Here is a 20,460-nt window from a genome sequence, read left to right as displayed (position 1 = left end):
TAGAAGGTAATGTATCTTCTGTATATGAAACCACAATAGAACCTAATGATATGGCTAGAGCTATAGCATTTGCAATAAATGAGCCTTCTAATGTCGCTGTTAATGAACTTATTGTTAGACCTACAAATCAAGAATGGTAAATAAAATATCATTAGGAGTACAATATGAGTAAAAAAGAAGTTAGTATGTCAGAATTATTTTTTGATTTGATTTTTGTTTCAATACTTTCTCAAGTTAATCAAGCTACCGAGCACATGACGGACGGTGTTTTATCAATTGAAAGTTTACTTAAAAATTTTATGCTTTTTCTTATCTTTGTAGCTATATGGGTATATAGAACATTATTAGTTAATAGATTTTTTAATAAAAAATGGTATCAATATGCATTTGTATTTATTGATATGTTTTTAATAATATTACTTTCAAAGGCTATTAATTCAGATTTTCAATCAACCTTCACACCCGGCGTTCTAATTACAATATTTCTATTTTTAAGTATTGCTACGCAATATATATTAAACTATATTATTAATAAAGAAAGGTTTGATATAAGACTCATTTTACCATATGTATTAAGTCTTATATTAGCATCTTTAATTTCAATTTTTGCTTTATTCATTAATGATAGCTCAAATGTTTTAATATTTTTAATTGCTGTAACAGTAGCATCTATAGTACCTTTGTTCTTTCAAAAGCAAGCAAAAAGATACCCAGTTTATTTTGATCATTTGAGTGAACGATTAAGTTTATTTGTAATATTGATGTTTGGTGAAGGTTTAATATTTATTGCAAGTGATATTAGCGTTTTCTCATTAAAACCAGTGTATATAGTAATGTTTGTGTTATTGGTATCTCTATTTATTTTATATACCTTGCACTATAAATACACAGAAAAAGAAGAAAAAAGAAGAACAGGTTTTTTCACTTTATATATACATTTATTCCTTCTATACTTTATAGATATAATGTTTTTAGTTATGAATGAAGAAATACAGCAAAATCATTTTTCTTCATTTAACTACCATTATTTATATATTATTTCTTTTGTAATGTATTTAATTCTATTACTTTTTAATACTAAGCATTATAGTAATATTTTAAATTCTACCAAGGTTAAATTGAACACTATGGTAATAATTATATGTGTTGTATTAACGTCTATATTAAATAGCTTTATATTAATTAATATAATCTTTATATTTACCATTGTCATAGTTGTTTTTATTAATTATAAAGATAAAATAAAAAAAGAATTTATTTAGAAAAGAGGTTGACTATTATGCCAATTTTAAAATTAGAAACACTAGATTTAACAAAAGATCAAAAAAAGCAACTAGTTGAGGAATTAACAGAAACTGCTTCACGTATTACTGGAATCCCTAAAGAAGGATATTATGTTATTTTAAAAGAAAACAACTTAGATAACGTGGGTTCTGGAGGAAAATTATTAAGTGATCAAGAATAGTGTTTACGTTCTATCATTTAATATTAAAAAATAAATAAATAATACGTTTCATAGATTTATCATTTCAAATATCTTATATAGAGTTAAAAAGGAACAAGCATAATTACACTATTATGCTTGTTCCTTTTTAATTCTATAAACAGTCTGTCTTGTAATATCTACTTCTTTCGCAATCTTACTAATAGAAATTCCTTGATCTAACATTTCTATAACTCGGTAATAGACCAAACGTTTTTGAGGATCTTTTGCATTTGGTGAATAAAGTACAGGTCTGCCTTTATAGATGCCTTTTTCTTTAGCCACTTTAATACCCTGTGCTTGCCTACGCTTACTTTCATTTCTTTCTTGTTCTGAAATCATTGCTAAAATTTGAATAATTAAATCTTTCATGAACTTATCTAACAATGGATTTCCAATTGCTTCATTCATCATAGGCAAGCTTGTAATCATCAATTGGACTTCTTTTTCTTTTAAATAGTTAACCGTTTGAATAATCTCATCATAATTCCGGCCTAGACGATCAATAGACTCTACAATTAAACGATCTCCCATACGTACAAAACTTAGCGTTTCTTGAAAAGTAGGCCTATTTTCTATAGATTTACCTGATTGTTTTTCAGTAAATATTTTTTCAGCACCAAAGGACTGAAGATTTTCAATTTGTCTGTCTAAATTTTGATCAATAGTTGAAACTCTTGCATAACCAACAATCATTTTTACCCTCCTATTTTCATACACCCTAATCATACAAATAGAAACAGCATTTTACAAGCACTTTTCATTGTTCGATTAGGGTAGACCTTAAACGAACAATAACACACTTTCTTAATTAATTGAGAAAGTGTGTTTTATAAACGAAGGGTTTTTGTAATTTGCTATAATATGTCTTTTTCTTCTATCGCTTTTTCTATAAAATCATATACTTCAAATGTTTGTTCTGAATTTCCGCCATGTTTTCGGACAGATAAAGTATTGTTTTTCACCTCATCATCACCGATAACAACAGTATAGGGCACTTTTTTAACTTGAGCATTTCTAATTTTATAGCCCATTTTTTCCTCGCTTTTATCAACATTAACTCTTATACCTTTAGATTTTAGTTGTTTTTTAATTTTCTCAACATGATCCAAATGCATTTTGTTATTAACAGGTATGATATTAACTTGGTTTGGAGATAACCATAGAGGCAATTTGCCACTGTAGTGTTCAAGTAAGATACCTAAGAAACGATCTATAGATCCATAAATAGCTCTATGAATAACTACAGGCTTTTCTTTTTCATTGTTCTCATTAATATAGTTCAAATCAAATTTTTCAGGCATTTGGAAATCAAGTTGTATTGTGCCACATTGGTGACTTCTACCTAATGCATCTTTAATATGGATGTCTATTTTAGGACCATAAAATGCTCCATCTTTTTCGTTGATTGTATATTCTAAATCATTATAATTAAGTACATTTTCAAGAGATTCTTCGGCAAAATTCCATAAATTGATATCCCCCATATAATCGTCTGGACGTGTAGATAATTCAATACTATAGTCAAACCCAAAGATAGTATATACCTTATCAATTAAATTAAGTACATTAAGAATTTCACTTTCTATTTGGTTTTTGCTCACATAGATATGGGCATCATCTTGATTAAAAGTTCTTACTCTGAACAAACCATTTAAAGAGCCACTTAATTCATGTCGATGTACTTGACCAAATTCAGCCATGCGAATAGGTAAATCTCTGTATGAGTGATGTTCATTTTTATAAATGAGCATGTGTCCTGGACAATTCATAGGCTTTAGTGAATATTTTATATCATCTACTTCTGTAAAATACATATTATCTTTATAGTGATCCCAATGTCCACTATTCTTCCATAATGACTCATTCATTATAAACGGTGTATAAACTTCTTCATAATCTTCTTCAAATTGTAGTTTTCTTAAAAGGTTTTGAAGTTCAAGACGTATAATTTGGCCATTATGTTTATAAAAAGGCATACCAGGTGCATAATCAGAAAATGTAAACAAATTGAGTTCTTTACCTATTTTTCTATGATTAATATTTTCGTATTTTTCAAGAAATGCTTCGTGTTCTTTTAAGCCATCTCCACTAGAAAAAGCTATGCCTGATATACGTTGCAAAGGTTCGTTATTTACATCTCTTAGCCAATTTGTAGATGAAATATTTTTGAGTTTATAGTTTTTAAGTTTTGCTAAATTACTAATAATAGGATAACTAATTATCGATGTATAAGCTCCTATTTTAGCAATTCTAACCTTGCTATCCTCGTTATTTTCAACATGATATTTCATGTATTTTTTATCTCCCAAAACTTGTTTTGCTGTTTCTATTGATACTTCTGATACTTCGATTGTGGGGTTAGATTCTATAAGCTTATTAAGTGATTTGTTAAGGTGTTTCAAATCATCTTTATTAAGATTTTTAATTGTAGTTTGGAAATCACAATAAAAATCTTCATTATTAACTCCTATATCAGCGATTTCAATACCTTCAAATTGATTTTGAATTATATAACTGATTAAAAAAGATAATGTATATCTGATTGATTCTTCGGCTTCTTGATCTTCAAAAGTAATAAACTTAACTTTACAATCTTCTTTGAGTACATAATTGAGTTCTTTTAATTCACCGTTAACATATCCTAGGGCAGCTTTTTTTGAAAAAGAGCTACCAATAATTTTAGTAATATGAAGTAATGTTGTTTCTTGGGGCACCTCCAATTCATTATTATTTGATAGTTTAACTTTCACATTATCTGCAAACATTGATAACACTCCTTTTATTTATAATAAAAAAACTGCGCTTATCCCTATAGATATAGGGACGAGCGCAGTCTCGTGGTACCACCCAAATTTCCCTAACTGATTTGTTAACCAATTAGGGCTCATTGAACAACGTAACATGTTATTAAACGATGTATTTTCATACATATCTCCAAAGTAGTAAAGTATTTATAAGTATAGAAGTTTTCAGCCGGTGACCTCTAATCCCTGTTTTTAGTTAGATACTTTTTCTTTTTCTCTGAATTCAATATTTAATTATCTATAATCATATATTAGTTAACTAATTATTTCAATGTGTAAATTTTATAAATAATAGTTTATATTTCTCTACTTTTAATTCTATATACGGTTTGTCGGGTAATATTAACTTCTTTAGCAATTTTACTAATTGAAACGCCTTGTTCAAGCATTTCTACAACGCTGTGATACACTAATCGTTTCTGAGGACCTTTAGCATTTGGCGAATAAAGTACAGGCCTGCCTTTGTATACGCCTTTATCTTTAGCTACTTTAATTCCTTTATAAAAAAGACTTCTTAACATTTAAGATGTCTTTTTATATTTACTTTAGATTCTTTATTAATATGATTGACGTCCATATGATGCACATCGGTATGATGATTATAAAACAGATTAGGGATATAGCAATTAATGTAAATGATATAGCTATAGGATAATTAGCTGAAAAAATACCAAAAATTAAAAACTGACTCCAAACAATTGCTGTGAAAATATAATACATGAAAACCAGTTAGGCAATTAATGTGATTGATAATTTTTTAGTTAATTTCTTCAATAATGTCCCCTCCTTGTTATATAGGTTGTATCAATCATCTTTTCTATTTTTTTCACGATGATTTAAAATATAGTAAATTATCCAAAATAGAATTAGATAAATGTAAATAAAGTATATGCAATTATTGGGGAGTATAAAAATTGTGGCAATAACTAAAGGTATAAATATTATTAGTAATGTAAAATAGACTTTCCAATTTGTTTTCTTCATTAATTTCACTCCGATTACTTAGACTTTCTTTATTTTCCATTTACTTTATCAAAATCATTTGAGTAAAAATTAAATTTAAAGTCTTTTATGGGCAATATCCTAACAAATACTTTGCCAACAATATCATCTTTATCAATAAGACCTAAATCTCTTCTACTATCATTACTTATTAATCTATTATCTCCTAAAACTAAATATTTATTTTTAGGTATTTTCTTTTTACCATTAGAATGCTTTAATTCGGAAACATTGAAATTTTCGGTTAGATACTTTGTAATTCGTTTATCTTTATTAGCTGTTAAATAAGATTCTTTCACATATTTACCATTGATGTATAATTTATCCTTTTTATATTTAACTTCATCACCAGGTTTACCTATTAATCTTTTAATATAATCTTTATCTTTTGAAGCATGAAAAACAATAACGTCGCCTCTATTTATAGTGTGAAACGGAACAGCTAATTTATTAATAATTAATTCGTTCTTGTCTTTAAAAGTTGGATCCATAGAGTTGCCACTCACACTATATCTTGACCCTACAAAAGTAGTTAAAAGTAATGCTATAACAACGCCTATTAATAATGCTAGGAGCCATTCAAAAATATTCCTTTTCATAATTTAAACAATCCTTTTTAATAATAATTTAGACTTTTTTAAAATTTATTTAATACTCAATAAATGATACTTTAAAAAAGTAGTTTTTAAAATAGGGTTAGGTGATAAAATGAGTAGTAATCAAAAAGGATTTGTAATAATAGCTAGCTTAATCATTGTAATTGTTACTGGAGGTATGATAATAAAGACCATTCACAAAAATAACGTTAACAAAGAAAAAGAAGAAGATTATCAAATTATAAGTAAAAAAATAAAAAGTCTAAAAACGAAACATATAATTCAAAAATGGGACGACCTGAAATACAAGTTATATATAAAGACAAACCAAAAGTAACTTATGAATATTCAGTTATTAGTGAAAATGGAAAAAAAGAAGTATTAGGAGCAGCAACAACTAATAGCGATAGATCACTTAAAAAGAGTGATGAAAAATACCAAACAGAATAACCCTTTATTGAATACGAACACGTTTGTGTTCGAGTTTGTCTTACATATGTGTTACAATCAACTTAATAAATAGATGTATGGAGGTTACATTATGGCTACTATCACAGTAAGAGTAAGCGATGAGGAAAAAGAATTTTTAGAATATATGTCTAATTTTCTCGGACTAAGTTTAAGTAAGATAATCAAGGAATACACTATAGAAGATTTAGAAAATATTTATGATGCTAAAGTTGGTGATGATGCTTTAAAAGAATATCGTGAAAATGGTGAACAAGCTCTCGATATTGACGATGTAATGAAACAGTGGAATGTTAAATGAAGTATTCATTAAAAATTAGTAAAAAAACAAATAAAACTTTAAGTAAAATGGACAATCCCACTAGAAATCTATTATTGAAATGGATGAACAATAATATTCACAACACTGACAACCCTAGACTTCATGGAAAAACTTTACGAGGTGAGTTATCTGGCCTTTGGAGATATAGAGTAGGTAAATATAGAATTATAGTTGAAATTCAAGATGATGAACTAGTAGTTTTAGCAATTGATGTAGGTATAAGAGGTAGTATATATAACAAGAAATAAGATGATTATATATTACTTACAGTAGTAATAAAATATGCTTATCTAGGTAAAGGTATAAAGTGAATAACAAAATCAGAATTAACTATAAAAGAAGACTTCTTAAATTCTAAGAAGTCTTTTTTTATATTATTAATTTGTTTTTATATGCCCTCTTTGTTAATAATGTTAAATATAAATTGAACATTATTAACAAATTTTTCAAAAAGTGTTGGATGCGTTTACATAATGTAGTATCATATATTGTCGAATAAAATAATAAGGAGTCTTATAAATGAATACAATATTTGCACATCGAGGTTTACCTAAAATCACACCAGAGAATACATTAGCTTCTTTTGTAAAATGTGGGGAAATTGATAGTTTAAATTGGATAGAAATAGATATAGCTATTACAGCTGATGAAGAATTAATTATTATACATGATGACTTTTTAGATAGAACAACAAACATGACGGGTGAAGTATCTAAATCATATTATGAAGATATTAAAAATGCTTCAGCTGGACTATGGTTCGGGGAACAATACAATAAAGAAACAGTTCCTACATTTAAACAATTAATCGATATTGTAAACAAATATGATATTAATGTGAATATTGAATTGAAAGGTGTTACAGGCAATAATAGTGTAAACCAATCGAAAAAGTTAATCCAACTTTTAAAAGAAAATCTTGGTTTATTGAATGACAATATTAAAGTGCTTATATCTAGTTTTAATTTTACGTTATTAAAATTAGCTCAAGAATCATTGCCTGAAGTTGAAAGAGCTGTTTTATTTGAAGAACATGCATTTTATCCAGATTGGCAATCAATCGTCGATTATTTAGGATCTAAAACTATACATATAGAGGATAAAGGATTAACAAAAGAAAAGGTTAATCATATTATTACTCAAGGTTATACTTTAAATGTTTGGACAGTAAACGATAAAGGAAGAGCTAACGAACTGTTTAATTGGGGCGTAAACGGCATATTTACAGATATGGCCAATGAGTTACTACACCTAAGTTCGGAAGAAACGGTGCAGTAATATGAATATGTTAATTGAAAAATTAGGCTTAAAAAATAGAAAAGACTTAGTAGGTTTCTTTTCTGTTTTAACAGCAGGACAACTTATATACTCAGGTTTTGAAGCCTTCAAAGGAACTTTTTACAATTTATTACTTGAAGTTTTGAACATATCTAATTCAGAGTTAGGCGTTATATTTAGTTTAATTGGTATATCTGTATTCTTCTATATACCTGGCGGATGGATAAACAACAGGTTTTCTGTTAAATCTATATTAATTTTTGGTTTGGTCGTTCGCTTTGTTACCATGACTGTCGTAATAATGTTTTCTCCCTCATTTAGTATTTTAAAAATAATTGCCATTATATGGGGAATAGTGGACGCTTTCTTTTGGCCAGCAGTATTAAATGGCGTTACTTTATTTACTAACGAAAATAAACGTGCGCTCGGTTTTGGTCTCTTAGAATCGGTGAGACGAGCAGAAGAAATGCTAATGAATTTATTAATCGTTGCTGTTATGGCACTCTTTAGTGGACTTATTATATTTAAAGGAGGTATGTTGATATATAATTTATTAATAATACCTCTTATTTTCTTAATTATTAAGTATGTACCTAAGAATGGTATGGCCGTAGAGGAAGAAATCAATGAAAGTGATACATCAAATAAGTCACTCGAAGCGCTTAAGGGAATCTTTTTTGTTTTCTCAAAACCAAAGGTTTGGCTTGCTTCAATCAGTGCTTTAACTATATATTGGTGTTACATAATTTTAATCTATAGTGTCCCATATTTACAAAACATGTATAATTTATCGACGTCGCAAACAGCATTATTTGGGATTTTTAATACTGGTTTAATGGGCGTTTTAATGGGGCTTGTAGCTGGAGTTGTTTCAGATTTCGTTTTTAAATCTTCATCTAAAATGATTTCTGTTGCTTTATTAATTTCGGCTATCACATTATCGATTGTTGTATTTTTTAAAGTGGGTATGATTTTCAGTTTTGTACTTTTAATCTTATTCTCAGTAACTACCTTTTTATCTAAAAGCGTTATTTTAGCTCCGATAGCAGAACTTAAGATACCTGAGAAATATATGGGGTCTGCAATGAGTATAGGATCTTTTGTTGCTTACGCTCCAATATTTTGGGTTTATACCATGAATGGGTCATTACTTGATTTGTATTCTGATGATAAAATCGTTGCTTACGAATTGATATTTAAAATAGGTATAGGAATAGCTATTTTAGGCAGTTTATCCTCCTTATTATTAGTTATTATTAACAAACGAAAAAGCGGAAATACTATATAAGTGAATTAGGTGTACTTTTTTATTCCACCACTGCAATAAACGAGGTTTCAAAGGTATTAAAAAAGCAGCGATAATTATCGCTGCTTTTTATTTATAACTACGTACTACTGGTTTTTCATAATTAGAAATAAATTCTTCTATAGAATCTAAAGAATTACTAAAAAGTGTTTTTTCTCTATCAGTTATAGTTAAAAAGCCATTTTTAACCATGTCATCATACATATTTTCCATTGGATGATAATAACTGTTTATGTTATAGAATATACAAGGACTATCATTTTTGCCAACATGTGCCCAAGATATCACTTCTGTTATTTCTTCCAAAGTACCTGGGCCCCCAGGAAGAGCTATGCAAGCTTGCCCTAATTCTATCATTTTTGATTTTCTTTCAGACATAGTGTTAACAATATGTAATTCTGTTAAGTTAGGAGGAGAAAGTTCTCTTTCAATTAAAAATTCTGGAATAACTCCAATAACTTTTCCCTTATTATTCAATACAGTGTCTGCTAACAGACCCATTAAACCAACATTTCCGCCACCATAAACTAAAGTATGACCTTTCTTAGCTATCCACATTCCTAAATTTATAGTTTCTTGTTTGAAAATATTTGCATTTCCTTCACTAGCTCCACAATAAACAACAATATTCATTTAAAAGCTCCCCCCCCTTATAATTTAATGCTAAAACATTTATATACACATGCCATTGCAAGATAATACAGTCTATTAAGTAGTTTTCACATTATAGATTATCTAAATCATCTTTTTCTTTCTCTTTTTGTTTTTTGGCTTCTTCTGTATCCTCGTATTTTATAATTTCATCATCGTTGAATTTATTTTGGTCATCTAATACAATCTGTTGGTTTTTATTGTCTATTTCTGTAATCAATATGTGGTTTACAGTTAACTCTCCATCATTTTTATTATAATTTGCTTTTGCTAATCCAGAATAATATTTACCATATATAGTTACTTATATTTCTTAACTTTTTGTAAATAGAGCATAAGTGTCTAAAATACTATTTTCTTATTGTTAACCTAGAAGCATCTATTTTCATTTTTATTTGCTTTTGTTCCTTTTTAGAACAATTATTAAAATTTTTCAAAAACCTTTCGTATTTAGGTAATACTTCTTTCTTTATTCCAAAATACTTTAATTTCCCGCCCTCGATCCAAGCAATTTTAGTACAAAATTCTCTTATTTGTTTCATGTTGTGACTGACAAAAAATATTGTTTTACCTTGTTCTTTATAATTATATATTTCTTTAAGACATTTATCTGTAAAGGTTGGATCTCCAACTGACAAAGCTTCATCTATAACTAAAATGTCAGGATTAACATTAATATTAATAGAAAAACCAAGTTTAGATCGCATACCACTTGAATACTTTTTTACTGGTTGGTAAAGAAATTCGCCTAATTCACTAAATTCAACAATTTTAGGTGTCAATTCTTTAATGTCTTTTTTTGAAAAACCCATACATAACATTTTAAACTCAATATTTTCAAATCCAGTAAGTTGATTATTTAGTCCACTATTTATCGCTATACTATTAACGCTACCTTTTCTTTCGATATTGCCTTTTGTTGGAGATAAAACACCGCTTATTACATTACTTAATGTAGACTTACCTGATCCATTAATCCCAACTAGGCCTATAATATCTCCTTTGTATGCATTTAAAGAAACATCTTCTAAAGCGCTAAATATTTTACTTTTAGCAAAAGGGAAGAGTAGATCCTTAATTCTATCTTTATTATTACGATAAAGTTTATACTCTTTCGTTACTTTTTCTATACTTACTGACAAATCCATTGTTATAACCTCCTCAATAATTAATATTAATTATATTGTTTTATTAGTTCAAATATTGTAAAGTGCATAGATGTTAATAGTATTTTGTATTAAAGTATTTACATGTACATGTACATTTATATTACATAGTTACTTCAAAAAATTAAATTTCAATCTTTGAAAGTGTGGTTTTTAATGAAATCAACATATTTTGTATTTAAAGAACAGTTAAGCAATCTATACTTAATAAAAAGATTAGCTGAGTTTCAAGTAAGAATTTCTAATAAAAATAATTATTTAGGTATTCTTTGGGAATTAATTAACCCTGCTATGCAAATTGCAGTTTTTTGGTTTATTTTTGGTCTAGGTATAAAAAGTAATAGAATAATGGAAGGCGTCCCATTTATATATTGGTTAATGGTTGGCATTAGCATGTGGTTTTTCATAAACCAAGGAGTTCTCGAAGGGACTAAATCCATTACCTCTAAATATAATCAAGTAGCTAAAATGAATTTCCCTTTATCTATTATTCCTAGTTATACAGTTTTTAGCAAGTTCTATGGACACATCTTTTTATTATTAATTGTAATGGGTCTTTGTCTTATTGGTGGGTATACTCCATCAATATACACCTTACAATTACTTATTTATATTTCCTACGCATTAGTTTTAACAAATGCTATAGCGTTATTAACGTCAACTTTAGGTGCATTAATTAGAGATACTCAATTAATAATGCAAGTATTAATGAGAATGATATTTTTTGTTTCTTCGATTTTATACTTACCTAATAATCAATTAGTTATGACTGTTATGCAGTTTAATCCAATATTTTTTTTAGCAGAAGGATATCGAGCAGCTATTCTACACCATGAGTGGTTTTTTATTACCCATTGGCATCTAACCGTATATAATATTGTTCTTGTTATTTTCATTTTCTCTTTAGGATCAATATTGCATGTACGTTATAGAGATCGATTCTCCGACTTTATATAAAGTGATATTATTCTTTTTAAAAATAATATTGTGAGTGACTATAGGTTTTAGTTATGTTACAGTGAACTTATACATAGGAGGTGGAATAACATGAAAAAATTAAACGATTCAGAATTATTGAATATATCTGGTGGAAAAAAGAAGAAGAAGAAAAAGAATAAACACAATTGTATCGAATTTGCTCCAGGTGTTAAAGGTTGCGCAACTCCATAAAAATCAAAAAATCCCTCTTTAATATATTAAAGAGGGATTTTTTGATTTTTATGTATATAATATTTAATTCTTAAAATTGATTAGACCACAATTTGTGATATTCTCCTTTATTTCTTAACAAATCTTCGTGTTTTCCTTGCTCAATAATTTCTCCATGTTTAAGTAAATATATATTATCCGAATTCTTGACATTGCTCAATTTATGAGTAATTAATATTATTGTTGTATTTTTAACATATTTTTCTATATTTTTTAACACTTCTTTTTCAGTTAGAGTATCTAACGAACTAGTGGCCTCATCTAAAAGTAATATGTCGGAGTTCTTAAGAATAGCTCTTGCTAAAGATATTCTTTGTAATTGCCCTCCTGATAAGTTAGTTCCGCTATTATGTAATTGAGTATCTAATTTTTGTGGTAGTTTATTTATAAAGTTATAAGCACAAACAATCTTACATACTTCCATTATTTCTTCATCAGTTACTTCTCTTTCTAGCCCTATTTTTAAATTATCTCTAATTGTTGCACCAAATATAAAATTTTGTTGTGTAACGAAAGTAATCATAGATCTTAAAGAATCTCTTGAGATATTTTTGGTTATAACATCATCTATTTTAATTTCTCCATCATATTCTATATGAAAATTATCAATTAGCTTTGCAATAGTTGATTTACCCGATCCACTTTCACCAATAATAGATACTTTATGATTTTTAGGAATTGATATATTTATATTTTTTAATGTCATTTCTTGAAAACCATACTGAAAATTTAAGTTTTTGATTTCTAATAGTTCTTTAAATTGGATATTTGAATTCGTCTTTTTCTCTTTTATATTACTTTCCGTTTTTATGTCAATAATATCTAAATACCTTTGAGTAGCTACAAGAGCAGACTGTATTTGTGGCTGTAAGTTTATTAAACGTTCTATTGGATCAATATAGTATATAACTAGCGCATTAAATGTTAACAGTTCACCTAGTGATAATTCACCTTTCATAATCATAAAAGATCCCACCCATAAAATCACTAATGTCGTAGTCATTTTCATAAAGTCATTAATAGTAAGTTGGATATTTATAAAGAAATTCAATTTATAAAGTCTTTTTATTAACTTTTCAAAGTAATTTACTCCTTTCTGAAAGACTTCATTCTCTGCTACGAAACTTTTAATAACTGGATATCCTGAAAAACTTTCAATAAGATAAGCATCCAAGGTGGCATCTTGTTCCATAACTAATCTATTATATTTTTTCAAAACTTTTCGAAAAGATAAGCCGATGAATAAATATAATGGTATAAGAAATAGAGTGATATAGAAAAGTATAGGACTTTGAATAAATAAGATACTTCCTCCAACTATAACCATCAATGTATCAACAAGTAATGTTATTGTCACTGAAGATAGAGCTTCCCTTATATTAGAAAGATCAGAGAACCTGGATAAAATTTCACCACTTTTTCTTTTTTCATAAAATGTAACAGGTAGATTTAAAACATGTTGATAATATTTTTTCATAAAGTCCATGTCTATCTTTAAACTTAATTTTAAAGATATTTGATATCTAATTAAAGAAACAACTGCATTTACTACATATAAAAATAAAACTGCTATAGTAATCATATGTAAATTTTCTAAAATTCTTGAAGGTATGATAGTATCTATAAGATACTTATAATAAAAAGCTCCAAAAATACCTAATAAGTTTATTACTATAGATAAAATGAATATATTAATAATAATAAATTTATTATCTTTTAATATTTCACTGAATAATTTATATTTACTAGGAAGTGTTTCATCATAGCCAAAATTCGGATTATTTTTAACAAGCATCAATATGCCATCCCAATTTTTTTCAAATTCATAGAAACTCATCTTTTCTTTTCCCTTAGCTGGATCGATAATATACAATTTATTATGAGTCTTCTTTTCTATTATTATAAAGTGTGGAAACCCATCTTCATTTAAAATGTGAGCAATTAAAGGTAAGTCAGAAACTTGTATATCTTTTATTCCATCGGCTTTAACCCCTGTTAATTCAATTCCTAAACGCTCTCCACCTTTTATAAGCCCATATAAACTAGTACCTTCTTCATCTGTTCTTGACCATTTCCTAATTCTTGAGACTAGCGTTTTTTTTCCATAATATTGACTTATCATAGCTAAACATGCCGGTCCACAGTCACTTTCATCATACTGTTTAATGAATTTCATTAAAATAAATCCTTTCTTATCTTTAAAAGTACCACTCTAATTGTTATTTAATTTTTTCTTATATTCATTAAAATTGTAAACATCCTCTACCTTTTTATCGTTAATAAAAACGGAAGGTGCCATTTTAATTTTTTCTTCTTTTGCTTTGATTTTATCTTCTTTAGCACCATTCCAAGACTGACTATCTTTAATTTTATAGTCTTTCTTTATTTCTTCTTTCTTTTCTTTACTTATATCCAATTTTTCAATCTGGTTATCTAATAATTTATTAGTAATCCATTTATCTTCATGATTTGGTTGTACACTAAACATATTTTTTTGAAACTCCAGAAACTGTTTAGGCGCGATATTTTGAACTGCATGACCAGCTCTTGATCCTTTAATAGAATCTTCACCTAGAAAAGCCATATTAACAAACGTGAATTTAACTTTACCTTTATCAATATAATCCTTCTTTAATTTTGGCATTATACTTTTTTCTAATTTCTTACAATATGGGCATTTGTAGTCACCGTAAATAATAATTTCATTTTTAGGTTTATTTTCTTGATTGCAAGCTGATAAAACAAAAATTACTGTAATAATTAAAATCAAAATTCTTCTCATTAGTAATAATCTCTTTATATGTATATCAAACAATATAAACATAACAAATAATTAATAATTTATATATAGCTATTTTAAGAAAATACTTTTTATATTTAATCTAAGTTATTGATATAATTTACATAACCGATGATTATCAGAAGTTCGATTCAGATAAAAAAGGCACGACATGTTCATAAACTTGTCGTGCCTTTTTATTTACAATTAGTTACCAAATAAACGACTCCAAAACCCCTTTTTAGAGGGCTGTTCTCCCCTATTATCAATCTCACTTTCTATTTCTTCAGATAGTTTATCATTTTTTGGTAATTCCTCTTCGTTTGTACTGTCATCCTTTTTCTCTTCAGTTATATCTTCATATTGTACTTCTTTTGGCTGTTCATCATCTTGTTGTTGATTAATGCCTTTAGAATCTTCGGTGAATGTTGATTCTTTCACATTAACGTTTTTCCTATCATTAACAGATGTATCAAAGGGATAATTAAGCTGTCTTTCTTCCTCTAATTGATTTTCTAGCTTTTGAATCTTTTTATTACTTTCTAAAGCTAATATTTGTTGATTCTCTAAAAGTCTATTAAGTGTATTTATTTGTTCTTTATCTCTATTTGATTGTTCTTTATATATATCTACTTGGTTATATAATTGTTTTATTATCTCATCTTTCACCAGGTTATCATTATTAGGTTCAGCTTCTTCTTTTTTTTCACCTTCAAAATCATCATTCTTATTTTGATTTTTTCTTATTCGGTTTACTACTATAATTTCATCTTCACTGGATAAGTAATTTACGTTATCGATTTTTTGAAATTTTACATTTGCTTTTTTAGCATTATTATAAACAGTCATTTTTGTTACGTTTAATTCATCGGCAATTTTCTTCATACTCTTCATATAACGGCCCCCATATAGTTATGTACATAACGCTTACACCATTATATAGCCATTATACTTGTTATTACAAGTACATATAATTCATTACACATATAACTTTATATAGTTATACGTATAGGTATATAGGGTTATATGTATAAACTTTTAACCCTGTTTATACAGGGGTTATATTCTCTTTATACTTGCTCTATAAGTGTTTATACGTTCTTATACGGCATAATCACATAAAGGCATTATACGAACTTTTATCCTTCTTTGAAAATGCATACACCCAAATGTATATAAACAATTTAACAAAACTTTTAAAAGTGTTATTATAAATATATATAAAAGAAACCCAACTACGGGAATAGTCAGGTTTCTTCGGTAATAAAACAAGTGATTTGTTTGTTTATATAGTTGTTATATTCTTATTATATATACTAAGAATTGTTAGTGCAAGTCGAATACATATAAACTTACTTATAGCTTTTTATTACCTCTTTTAGAAATTTAAATATGAAAGAGGTTTTTGTATGTCCAACTTTAATATTAAAGAAATCCAAAAAGAGAAATTTTATCAATTACCTAAAGTGTTTTTTACGAATCCTAAATATATTAATTTGTCTAATGATGCAAAAATAACTTGGTCGATACTAAGAGATCGTTTAGATTTATCTATAAGAAATAATTGGGTAGATAAAAATGGAGATATATTTTTTATTTATACCAATGAAAAGCTTAAATCTATTTTAAATATTAGTAGTCCAAATAAGCTATCTAAAATTAAAAAAGAATTAACTCAAGCTGATTTATTCAATCAAATAAGAGTAGGTTTAAATAAACCTAATAAATTATATATTAAAAAACCGGAAGTAACAGAAGCTGATGTATATTATATTTCACAACAAGAAAACGATATAGAACATCGCAATAACACGGACGTATCATTATCATACGTCCAGAAATATGATAATGATACATCAAGAAATATTAATTTGATACATCATGACATATCAAAAGAATACACTAATGATACTGACTTAAGTAATACTGACTATATAGAGACTGAGAATAATGATCCGAATGACTTGAATGATACATACCACAATCCAATAAACCATAATCATTCGAATCATACAAATCATCAACAAACCGAATTTAATAATGATGCACTTAAGTTCCAAGTGCTCCAAGAATTGCCACAACAACTTCAAGACTATTTAAGTAAATTTGAAATTAGAGAAGTACGAATTATTAAAAGTGTATTACTCAAAGGGAAGAAATCATTTAATAATGCACATGATACCTATTACCGTTTAGAAGATGTGGAGTTTGAAATTGTAAGTGTGTTGAAACGTTTTAAAGCGATGTTGCTACAAAAGAATGAAACCGTTGAAGCGATGCAAGGGTATTTAATGCAATCCATTAAAGCTGAACTCGAAGAAACACATGCACTGAATATGCGTCGTCAAAATATACCTAAACATAATATCTTTAATCAATAACACTGAGAAGGTGAAATAAAGATGATCATCCAAACAACAAATTTTAAAGACATCGCTATAATTCATGATGTAATGATTCAAGCCTTTTCTGAATATAAAAATGAAGTGTCTCCGTCTAGTGCTTTACAAGAAACACATCAAATGATTACTGATTCATTTAAATCAGGCGAACAAGCCTTAATAGCTTATGAAAACAATCAACCCATTGGCATGGTTAGATTTAAATTAAATAAATCGATTTTATATTTTTATCGCTTATCAGTAATACCTCAAAAGCAGGGCAAAGGTGTTGCTAAGAATATGTTGGAATATTTAGAGACTTATGGCAAAAAACAGGGCGCAAATGAAATACAATGCAAAGTGCGTGCAACCGTTTCTAAAAATATAAGTCTTTATGAGTCGATGGGGTATGAGGTATTTAGTAAAACAACGATTGATAAACCGAACAATCAAAAGTTGAAAATTGTTTCAATGAAAAAGCATATTTAAAAGAAGTTACACTGTACTTTGAGAAATATAGCGTTTAGCAATACAAATTAAGATTTGCATGTAGATGGGTAGTGTCTAAAAAAATCGCCACTGGTCATGGATAAAAATACCCTGAATAATTTAACTTTTGAAGTTATATAAATTTTAGGGAGTTCCAATCAAACTAGAAAAATGTTTGTAATAGCTCTATTGGTTTTGGGGGAGGGCATACAAAAAATACAAATAAGTGTCAGAAAGACATACTCTTATTTGGCTCATATTTGCGTTTTAAGAGCTTATGTAAGTATTTAGGCAAAAAACTATATGACCGACATTAAATCTTTAATATACCCCTTTAAATTCAAAATAAGGGTATTTAAAATTTTATTAAGTCTTGTGATAAAGTTTGCTAAAAAGGAGTGATTTTATGGCTGCTATGTGGTTATCGATTATAGGTATGTGGTTTTGTATTGGAATGGCATTTTTTGTTATCAAGGTGAGTAAAAATAAAAAGTAGAACACGCATTTATGCCGAGAAAATTTATTAAAGTTGAGAAGAACCCTTAACTAAACTTGCAGGCGAATATCGGCATAGCGTGAGTTATTAATTCAACCATTCGATAATTTTTGGGATTGTTAAGGATTCCGATACTCAAAGTTAATAAAGCAATTACAGTGTTTTTATTTTTTTCCTGATTCACCTTTTACTACAGTTTTTTGAAGGATTGAAGTTGTTCCGATTTTTTTAGTTTTAGCTTTGTTTTTATAAAAAGTGATTACATGTTTAAATTCAGGACCTTGTAATGTTTGTCTTTGATAAATTTTATCAGTGTAATATACAGTTTTGCTACTAGAAATTGCTTTATTTGTTAAGAATCCTCCTGATGAAAGGAATGTTGCAGCTACTGTACCGCCGCCTGAAGCAGCGCCTAATAAACCTAAAACTGCGGTTGCACCAGTTTGTTGAGCGAGTTTATTACCTGATGTATTACCTGTTTTAGAAGTTGAATATTTCCAACCACCAGCTGCTTCAGCAGTGTTATGTAATTTATTGTTTGTATTTTGATGTGATACAAATGATGTTGTAACAGTTGATAATAATGCTACAGAAATTGTTACCGTACCTATTTTTCTTATTAAACTATTCATTCTTTCACTCCTATAATATATTCTTGTGAGAGTTTAACAAAAAATGTATTATTTTCAATATTCTTAATAAAAAAGGAGAAGTTTTTATGACTTATGAAAAAATGACTAAAATAGCACTAATTATTTATATAATAATACTTTTCATTAGCTTTTTGGCTGATTTAAGTTGGTTAGCTTATCTAGGATTAGGTGTTTTATTTCTCTTTTTATTCTTTATTGCTTATAAAAAGAGAAATAAGAAAGATTTTATTATATTAATTGTGGCTGTAATTATTCTTTTGCTTTTATTACTAATTTTTTAATTAATTTTAAAGCAAAAAATAGAGGAATTGGAATAAAACAATGAACTAAAAAGTCTTGATTTAAATAGACCGAGACTTTTATTAGTGTTTTAGCGTCTTCGAAAAGTTTTGTTAAATATTCATTTTTATCCCTTTAATTTTTGGTTTTTGAAACGAGTTTTTTCTTGTCTTGATACTATATAGAAATAACGTTCTTTAAAATTAATAGATACAAAGGCTATATGCTGAACTTTAGCATATAGCCTTTGTTAATTAGAAATATAATTTACTTATGACTAATAATATAGCTAGAAAAGTGTAATATATAGCGCCTAGAATTAAGTGTTTTCTATCAATTTTTAATTCCTTATCGCTTTTACCCGTTCTTCTTTTTTGAAATCTTCCTACGGATAGTTGGAAGTATATACAAAGAGGAACAAAAATAATAATAAATAGAAAACCGTATAAAAATTGCAAAAAAATGATCCTTTCCCTGATTAGCATTTTATTCTGAATTACTTGTTTTAAAACATAGCATTACTTTGTTTATTTAAATAAATTAAAGGTATTAATATAATAGGATTTTAATGTAACTATTTGTTTCACACTTGCTACTGTTAGCATTAATTGCTAACAGTAGTTTTTATTTTAATTCTCGAATAATCTTAAAAGGCTTAAACAACCCAACAAAATTAAAACAAAGAGTATATAAGGGACGATATAAGCGATATACCATAAGTAGCCCCATGCAGACTGTGTATGTGTAATCGTATGATGCAGCGCACTGTACATGCTATCAATACCTAAAACGTGTCCAATCGGACCGGTAACGATAGAAACTAAGGCCATCAATAAAATAACGAAGTATAAAGCCCCGATACCATGCGTCATACTTTTGATACTCGATTTAAACGTGCTATTCAATTTTTGATTTTCTTTTAAACTGTTATTCAATGCTTCATGCTGTTCTTGGTTGGCCATCCGAATACCTTTGAGATCCTCATACATACCATCTTTTTCTTGTCTAAACGCCTTTGTGACATCCTCAGTTATATGTTTGGTATCAATTTTTGCTAACATTTGATTGGAAATTTTAATCACTTTGGTTTCTGTT

The 20,460-nt window shown here is 27.7% G+C and carries 24 protein-coding genes and 1 pseudogene; 13 read left to right on the top strand and 12 right to left on the bottom strand.

From position 1 onward, the window contains the following. The first annotated feature begins 164 nt into the window (after window positions 1–164). Window positions 165–1,262, top strand: coding sequence for a low temperature requirement protein A (locus ACSUE0_RS14070; RefSeq protein ID WP_436957771.1), 1,098 nt, complete (start codon window positions 165–167; stop codon window positions 1,260–1,262). Window positions 1,263–1,279: 17 nt separating this feature from the next. After that, on the top strand, window positions 1,280–1,465 hold the full coding sequence (gene dmpI, locus ACSUE0_RS14065; RefSeq protein WP_069828390.1) for a 4-oxalocrotonate tautomerase DmpI: 186 nt from the start codon (window positions 1,280–1,282) through the stop codon (window positions 1,463–1,465). A gap of 111 nt (window positions 1,466–1,576) precedes the next feature. Here dmpI and ACSUE0_RS14060 read toward each other — a convergent pair whose 3' ends face one another. The 3 genes and pseudogenes from ACSUE0_RS14060 to ACSUE0_RS14050 form a co-directional block, all read right to left on the bottom strand. Further along, a complete protein-coding gene (locus ACSUE0_RS14060) occupies window positions 1,577–2,179 on the bottom strand; it encodes a recombinase family protein (RefSeq protein WP_071331830.1) in 603 nt (200 codons plus the stop codon). 161 nt (window positions 2,180–2,340) lie between these two features. Then, window positions 2,341–4,251: a threonine--tRNA ligase gene (gene thrS / locus ACSUE0_RS14055; RefSeq protein ID WP_069792599.1), complete on the bottom strand. Its 1,911-nt coding sequence runs from the start codon at window positions 4,249–4,251 to the stop codon at window positions 2,341–2,343. A 335-nt stretch (window positions 4,252–4,586) separates the two neighbouring features. Next, a pseudogene (locus ACSUE0_RS14050) lies at window positions 4,587–4,790 on the bottom strand (helix-turn-helix domain-containing protein); the annotation flags it as partial. 26 nt (window positions 4,791–4,816) lie between these two features. Between ACSUE0_RS14050 and ACSUE0_RS14045 the strand changes: the two are divergent. After that, on the top strand, window positions 4,817–4,945 hold the full coding sequence (locus ACSUE0_RS14045) for a hypothetical protein (RefSeq protein ID WP_358246632.1): 129 nt from the start codon (window positions 4,817–4,819) through the stop codon (window positions 4,943–4,945). 358 nt (window positions 4,946–5,303) lie between these two features. Here ACSUE0_RS14045 and lepB read toward each other — a convergent pair whose 3' ends face one another. Next, a complete protein-coding gene (gene lepB, locus ACSUE0_RS14040; protein WP_069792598.1) occupies window positions 5,304–5,891 on the bottom strand; it encodes a signal peptidase I in 588 nt (195 codons plus the stop codon). A gap of 285 nt (window positions 5,892–6,176) precedes the next feature. Here lepB and ACSUE0_RS14035 point away from each other — a divergent pair, with 285 nt between their 5' ends. From ACSUE0_RS14035 to ACSUE0_RS14015, 5 genes are all read left to right on the top strand, one after another. Then, window positions 6,177–6,338, top strand: coding sequence for a hypothetical protein (locus tag ACSUE0_RS14035; protein WP_436957768.1), 162 nt, complete (start codon window positions 6,177–6,179; stop codon window positions 6,336–6,338). 91 nt (window positions 6,339–6,429) lie between these two features. Continuing rightward, the gene (relB, locus tag ACSUE0_RS14030) at window positions 6,430–6,657 is read left to right on the top strand and encodes a type II toxin-antitoxin system RelB family antitoxin (protein WP_069792596.1); all 228 of its coding nucleotides are present in this window, start codon (window positions 6,430–6,432) and stop codon (window positions 6,655–6,657) included. Beyond that, window positions 6,654–6,926: a type II toxin-antitoxin system RelE family toxin gene (locus ACSUE0_RS14025; RefSeq protein ID WP_069792595.1), complete on the top strand. Its 273-nt coding sequence runs from the start codon at window positions 6,654–6,656 to the stop codon at window positions 6,924–6,926. Before relB ends, ACSUE0_RS14025 begins: the two co-directional genes overlap by 4 nt. 271 nt (window positions 6,927–7,197) lie before the next feature. Continuing rightward, complete coding sequence (locus ACSUE0_RS14020) at window positions 7,198–7,956, top strand: glycerophosphodiester phosphodiesterase family protein (RefSeq protein WP_436957766.1); 759 nt, start codon at window positions 7,198–7,200, stop codon at window positions 7,954–7,956. A gap of 1 nt (window position 7,957) precedes the next feature. After that, window positions 7,958–9,244 (top strand): MFS transporter, encoded by a 1,287-nt coding sequence (locus ACSUE0_RS14015; RefSeq protein ID WP_069792593.1) that lies wholly within the window; start codon window positions 7,958–7,960, stop codon window positions 9,242–9,244. Between the two features lie 87 nt (window positions 9,245–9,331). Here the strand turns inward: ACSUE0_RS14015 and ACSUE0_RS14010 are convergent, their stop codons facing one another. From ACSUE0_RS14010 to tagH, 3 genes are all read right to left on the bottom strand, one after another. Next, the gene (locus ACSUE0_RS14010; protein ID WP_069792592.1) at window positions 9,332–9,895 is read right to left on the bottom strand and encodes a TIGR00730 family Rossman fold protein; all 564 of its coding nucleotides are present in this window, start codon (window positions 9,893–9,895) and stop codon (window positions 9,332–9,334) included. A gap of 91 nt (window positions 9,896–9,986) precedes the next feature. Next, window positions 9,987–10,133 (bottom strand): hypothetical protein, encoded by a 147-nt coding sequence (locus ACSUE0_RS14005; RefSeq protein WP_172592846.1) that lies wholly within the window; start codon window positions 10,131–10,133, stop codon window positions 9,987–9,989. Window positions 10,134–10,263: 130 nt separating this feature from the next. Next, a complete protein-coding gene (gene tagH, locus ACSUE0_RS14000) occupies window positions 10,264–11,061 on the bottom strand; it encodes a teichoic acids export ABC transporter ATP-binding subunit TagH (protein WP_069792591.1) in 798 nt (265 codons plus the stop codon). A 174-nt stretch (window positions 11,062–11,235) separates the two neighbouring features. Between tagH and ACSUE0_RS13995 the strand changes: the two genes are divergently transcribed. After that, window positions 11,236–12,036 carry an ABC transporter permease gene (locus ACSUE0_RS13995; RefSeq protein ID WP_069792590.1) on the top strand — a complete coding sequence of 267 codons (801 nt, stop codon included), beginning with the start codon at window positions 11,236–11,238 and terminating at the stop codon, window positions 12,034–12,036. A 90-nt stretch (window positions 12,037–12,126) separates the two neighbouring features. After that, window positions 12,127–12,249, top strand: a complete 123-nt coding sequence (locus ACSUE0_RS13990) for a hypothetical protein (RefSeq protein WP_256093185.1) — start codon at window positions 12,127–12,129, stop codon at window positions 12,247–12,249. Between the two features lie 70 nt (window positions 12,250–12,319). Here the strand turns inward: ACSUE0_RS13990 and ACSUE0_RS13985 are convergent, their stop codons facing one another. From ACSUE0_RS13985 to ACSUE0_RS13975, 3 genes are all read right to left on the bottom strand, one after another. Then, window positions 12,320–14,464, bottom strand: a complete 2,145-nt coding sequence (locus ACSUE0_RS13985) for a peptidase domain-containing ABC transporter (protein WP_069792589.1) — start codon at window positions 14,462–14,464, stop codon at window positions 12,320–12,322. A 36-nt stretch (window positions 14,465–14,500) separates the two neighbouring features. Next, entirely contained in the window at window positions 14,501–15,088 is a 588-nt protein-coding gene (locus tag ACSUE0_RS13980) for a DsbA family protein (protein ID WP_436957773.1), read from the bottom strand. Window positions 15,089–15,274: 186 nt separating this feature from the next. Next, entirely contained in the window at window positions 15,275–15,961 is a 687-nt protein-coding gene (locus tag ACSUE0_RS13975) for a DUF536 domain-containing protein (RefSeq protein WP_069792587.1), read from the bottom strand. Window positions 15,962–16,476: 515 nt separating this feature from the next. Between ACSUE0_RS13975 and ACSUE0_RS13970 the strand changes: the two genes are divergently transcribed. Both ACSUE0_RS13970 and ACSUE0_RS13965 read left to right on the top strand, forming a co-directional pair. Beyond that, entirely contained in the window at window positions 16,477–17,448 is a 972-nt protein-coding gene (locus ACSUE0_RS13970; RefSeq protein ID WP_069792586.1) for a replication initiator protein A, read from the top strand. A 21-nt stretch (window positions 17,449–17,469) separates the two neighbouring features. Beyond that, window positions 17,470–17,937 (top strand): GNAT family N-acetyltransferase, encoded by a 468-nt coding sequence (locus ACSUE0_RS13965; protein ID WP_069792585.1) that lies wholly within the window; start codon window positions 17,470–17,472, stop codon window positions 17,935–17,937. A gap of 660 nt (window positions 17,938–18,597) precedes the next feature. On the opposite strand, the gene ACSUE0_RS13960 is transcribed toward ACSUE0_RS13965, so the two are convergent. Further along, the gene (locus tag ACSUE0_RS13960; protein WP_069792584.1) at window positions 18,598–19,065 is read right to left on the bottom strand and encodes a hypothetical protein; all 468 of its coding nucleotides are present in this window, start codon (window positions 19,063–19,065) and stop codon (window positions 18,598–18,600) included. 86 nt (window positions 19,066–19,151) lie between these two features. Here ACSUE0_RS13960 and ACSUE0_RS13955 point away from each other — a divergent pair, with 86 nt between their 5' ends. Next, window positions 19,152–19,367: a hypothetical protein gene (locus ACSUE0_RS13955; protein ID WP_069792583.1), complete on the top strand. Its 216-nt coding sequence runs from the start codon at window positions 19,152–19,154 to the stop codon at window positions 19,365–19,367. A gap of 627 nt (window positions 19,368–19,994) precedes the next feature. On the opposite strand, the gene ACSUE0_RS13950 is transcribed toward ACSUE0_RS13955, so the two are convergent. Further along, the gene (locus ACSUE0_RS13950; protein WP_124226769.1) at window positions 19,995–20,447 is read right to left on the bottom strand and encodes a DUF334 domain-containing protein; all 453 of its coding nucleotides are present in this window, start codon (window positions 20,445–20,447) and stop codon (window positions 19,995–19,997) included. Window positions 20,448–20,460 lie beyond the last annotated feature (13 nt).

Origin of the sequence: Staphylococcus sp. AS1337, assembly GCF_051408735.1 — a bacterium.
Classification (GTDB): domain Bacteria; phylum Bacillota; class Bacilli; order Staphylococcales; family Staphylococcaceae; genus Staphylococcus; species Staphylococcus xylosus_B.
This window is presented reverse-complemented; position numbering and strand designations above follow the sequence as displayed.

Bases quoted from the DNA above. Each gene is read 5' to 3' on its own strand.
- ACSUE0_RS14070 (WP_436957771.1), top strand. From the start codon at position 165: ATGAGTAAAAAAGAAGTTAGTATGTCAGAATTATTTTTTGATTTGATT.
- dmpI (WP_069828390.1), top strand. From the start codon at position 1,280: ATGCCAATTTTAAAATTAGAAACACTAGATTTAACAAAAGATCAAAAA.
- ACSUE0_RS14060 (WP_071331830.1), bottom strand. From the start codon at position 2,179: ATGATTGTTGGTTATGCAAGAGTTTCAACTATTGATCAAAATTTAGAC.
- thrS (WP_069792599.1), bottom strand. From the start codon at position 4,251: ATGTTTGCAGATAATGTGAAAGTTAAACTATCAAATAATAATGAATTG.
- ACSUE0_RS14045 (WP_358246632.1), top strand. From the start codon at position 4,817: ATGTCTTTTTATATTTACTTTAGATTCTTTATTAATATGATTGACGTC.
- lepB (WP_069792598.1), bottom strand. From the start codon at position 5,891: ATGAAAAGGAATATTTTTGAATGGCTCCTAGCATTATTAATAGGCGTT.
- ACSUE0_RS14035 (WP_436957768.1), top strand. From the start codon at position 6,177: ATGGGACGACCTGAAATACAAGTTATATATAAAGACAAACCAAAAGTA.
- relB (WP_069792596.1), top strand. From the start codon at position 6,430: ATGGCTACTATCACAGTAAGAGTAAGCGATGAGGAAAAAGAATTTTTA.
- ACSUE0_RS14025 (WP_069792595.1), top strand. From the start codon at position 6,654: ATGAAGTATTCATTAAAAATTAGTAAAAAAACAAATAAAACTTTAAGT.
- ACSUE0_RS14020 (WP_436957766.1), top strand. From the start codon at position 7,198: ATGAATACAATATTTGCACATCGAGGTTTACCTAAAATCACACCAGAG.
- ACSUE0_RS14015 (WP_069792593.1), top strand. From the start codon at position 7,958: ATGAATATGTTAATTGAAAAATTAGGCTTAAAAAATAGAAAAGACTTA.
- ACSUE0_RS14010 (WP_069792592.1), bottom strand. From the start codon at position 9,895: ATGAATATTGTTGTTTATTGTGGAGCTAGTGAAGGAAATGCAAATATT.
- tagH (WP_069792591.1), bottom strand. From the start codon at position 11,061: ATGGATTTGTCAGTAAGTATAGAAAAAGTAACGAAAGAGTATAAACTT.
- ACSUE0_RS13995 (WP_069792590.1), top strand. From the start codon at position 11,236: ATGAAATCAACATATTTTGTATTTAAAGAACAGTTAAGCAATCTATAC.
- ACSUE0_RS13990 (WP_256093185.1), top strand. From the start codon at position 12,127: ATGAAAAAATTAAACGATTCAGAATTATTGAATATATCTGGTGGAAAA.
- ACSUE0_RS13985 (WP_069792589.1), bottom strand. From the start codon at position 14,464: ATGAAATTCATTAAACAGTATGATGAAAGTGACTGTGGACCGGCATGT.
- ACSUE0_RS13975 (WP_069792587.1), bottom strand. From the start codon at position 15,961: ATGAAGAGTATGAAGAAAATTGCCGATGAATTAAACGTAACAAAAATG.
- ACSUE0_RS13970 (WP_069792586.1), top strand. From the start codon at position 16,477: ATGTCCAACTTTAATATTAAAGAAATCCAAAAAGAGAAATTTTATCAA.
- ACSUE0_RS13965 (WP_069792585.1), top strand. From the start codon at position 17,470: ATGATCATCCAAACAACAAATTTTAAAGACATCGCTATAATTCATGAT.
- ACSUE0_RS13960 (WP_069792584.1), bottom strand. From the start codon at position 19,065: ATGAATAGTTTAATAAGAAAAATAGGTACGGTAACAATTTCTGTAGCA.
- ACSUE0_RS13955 (WP_069792583.1), top strand. From the start codon at position 19,152: ATGACTTATGAAAAAATGACTAAAATAGCACTAATTATTTATATAATA.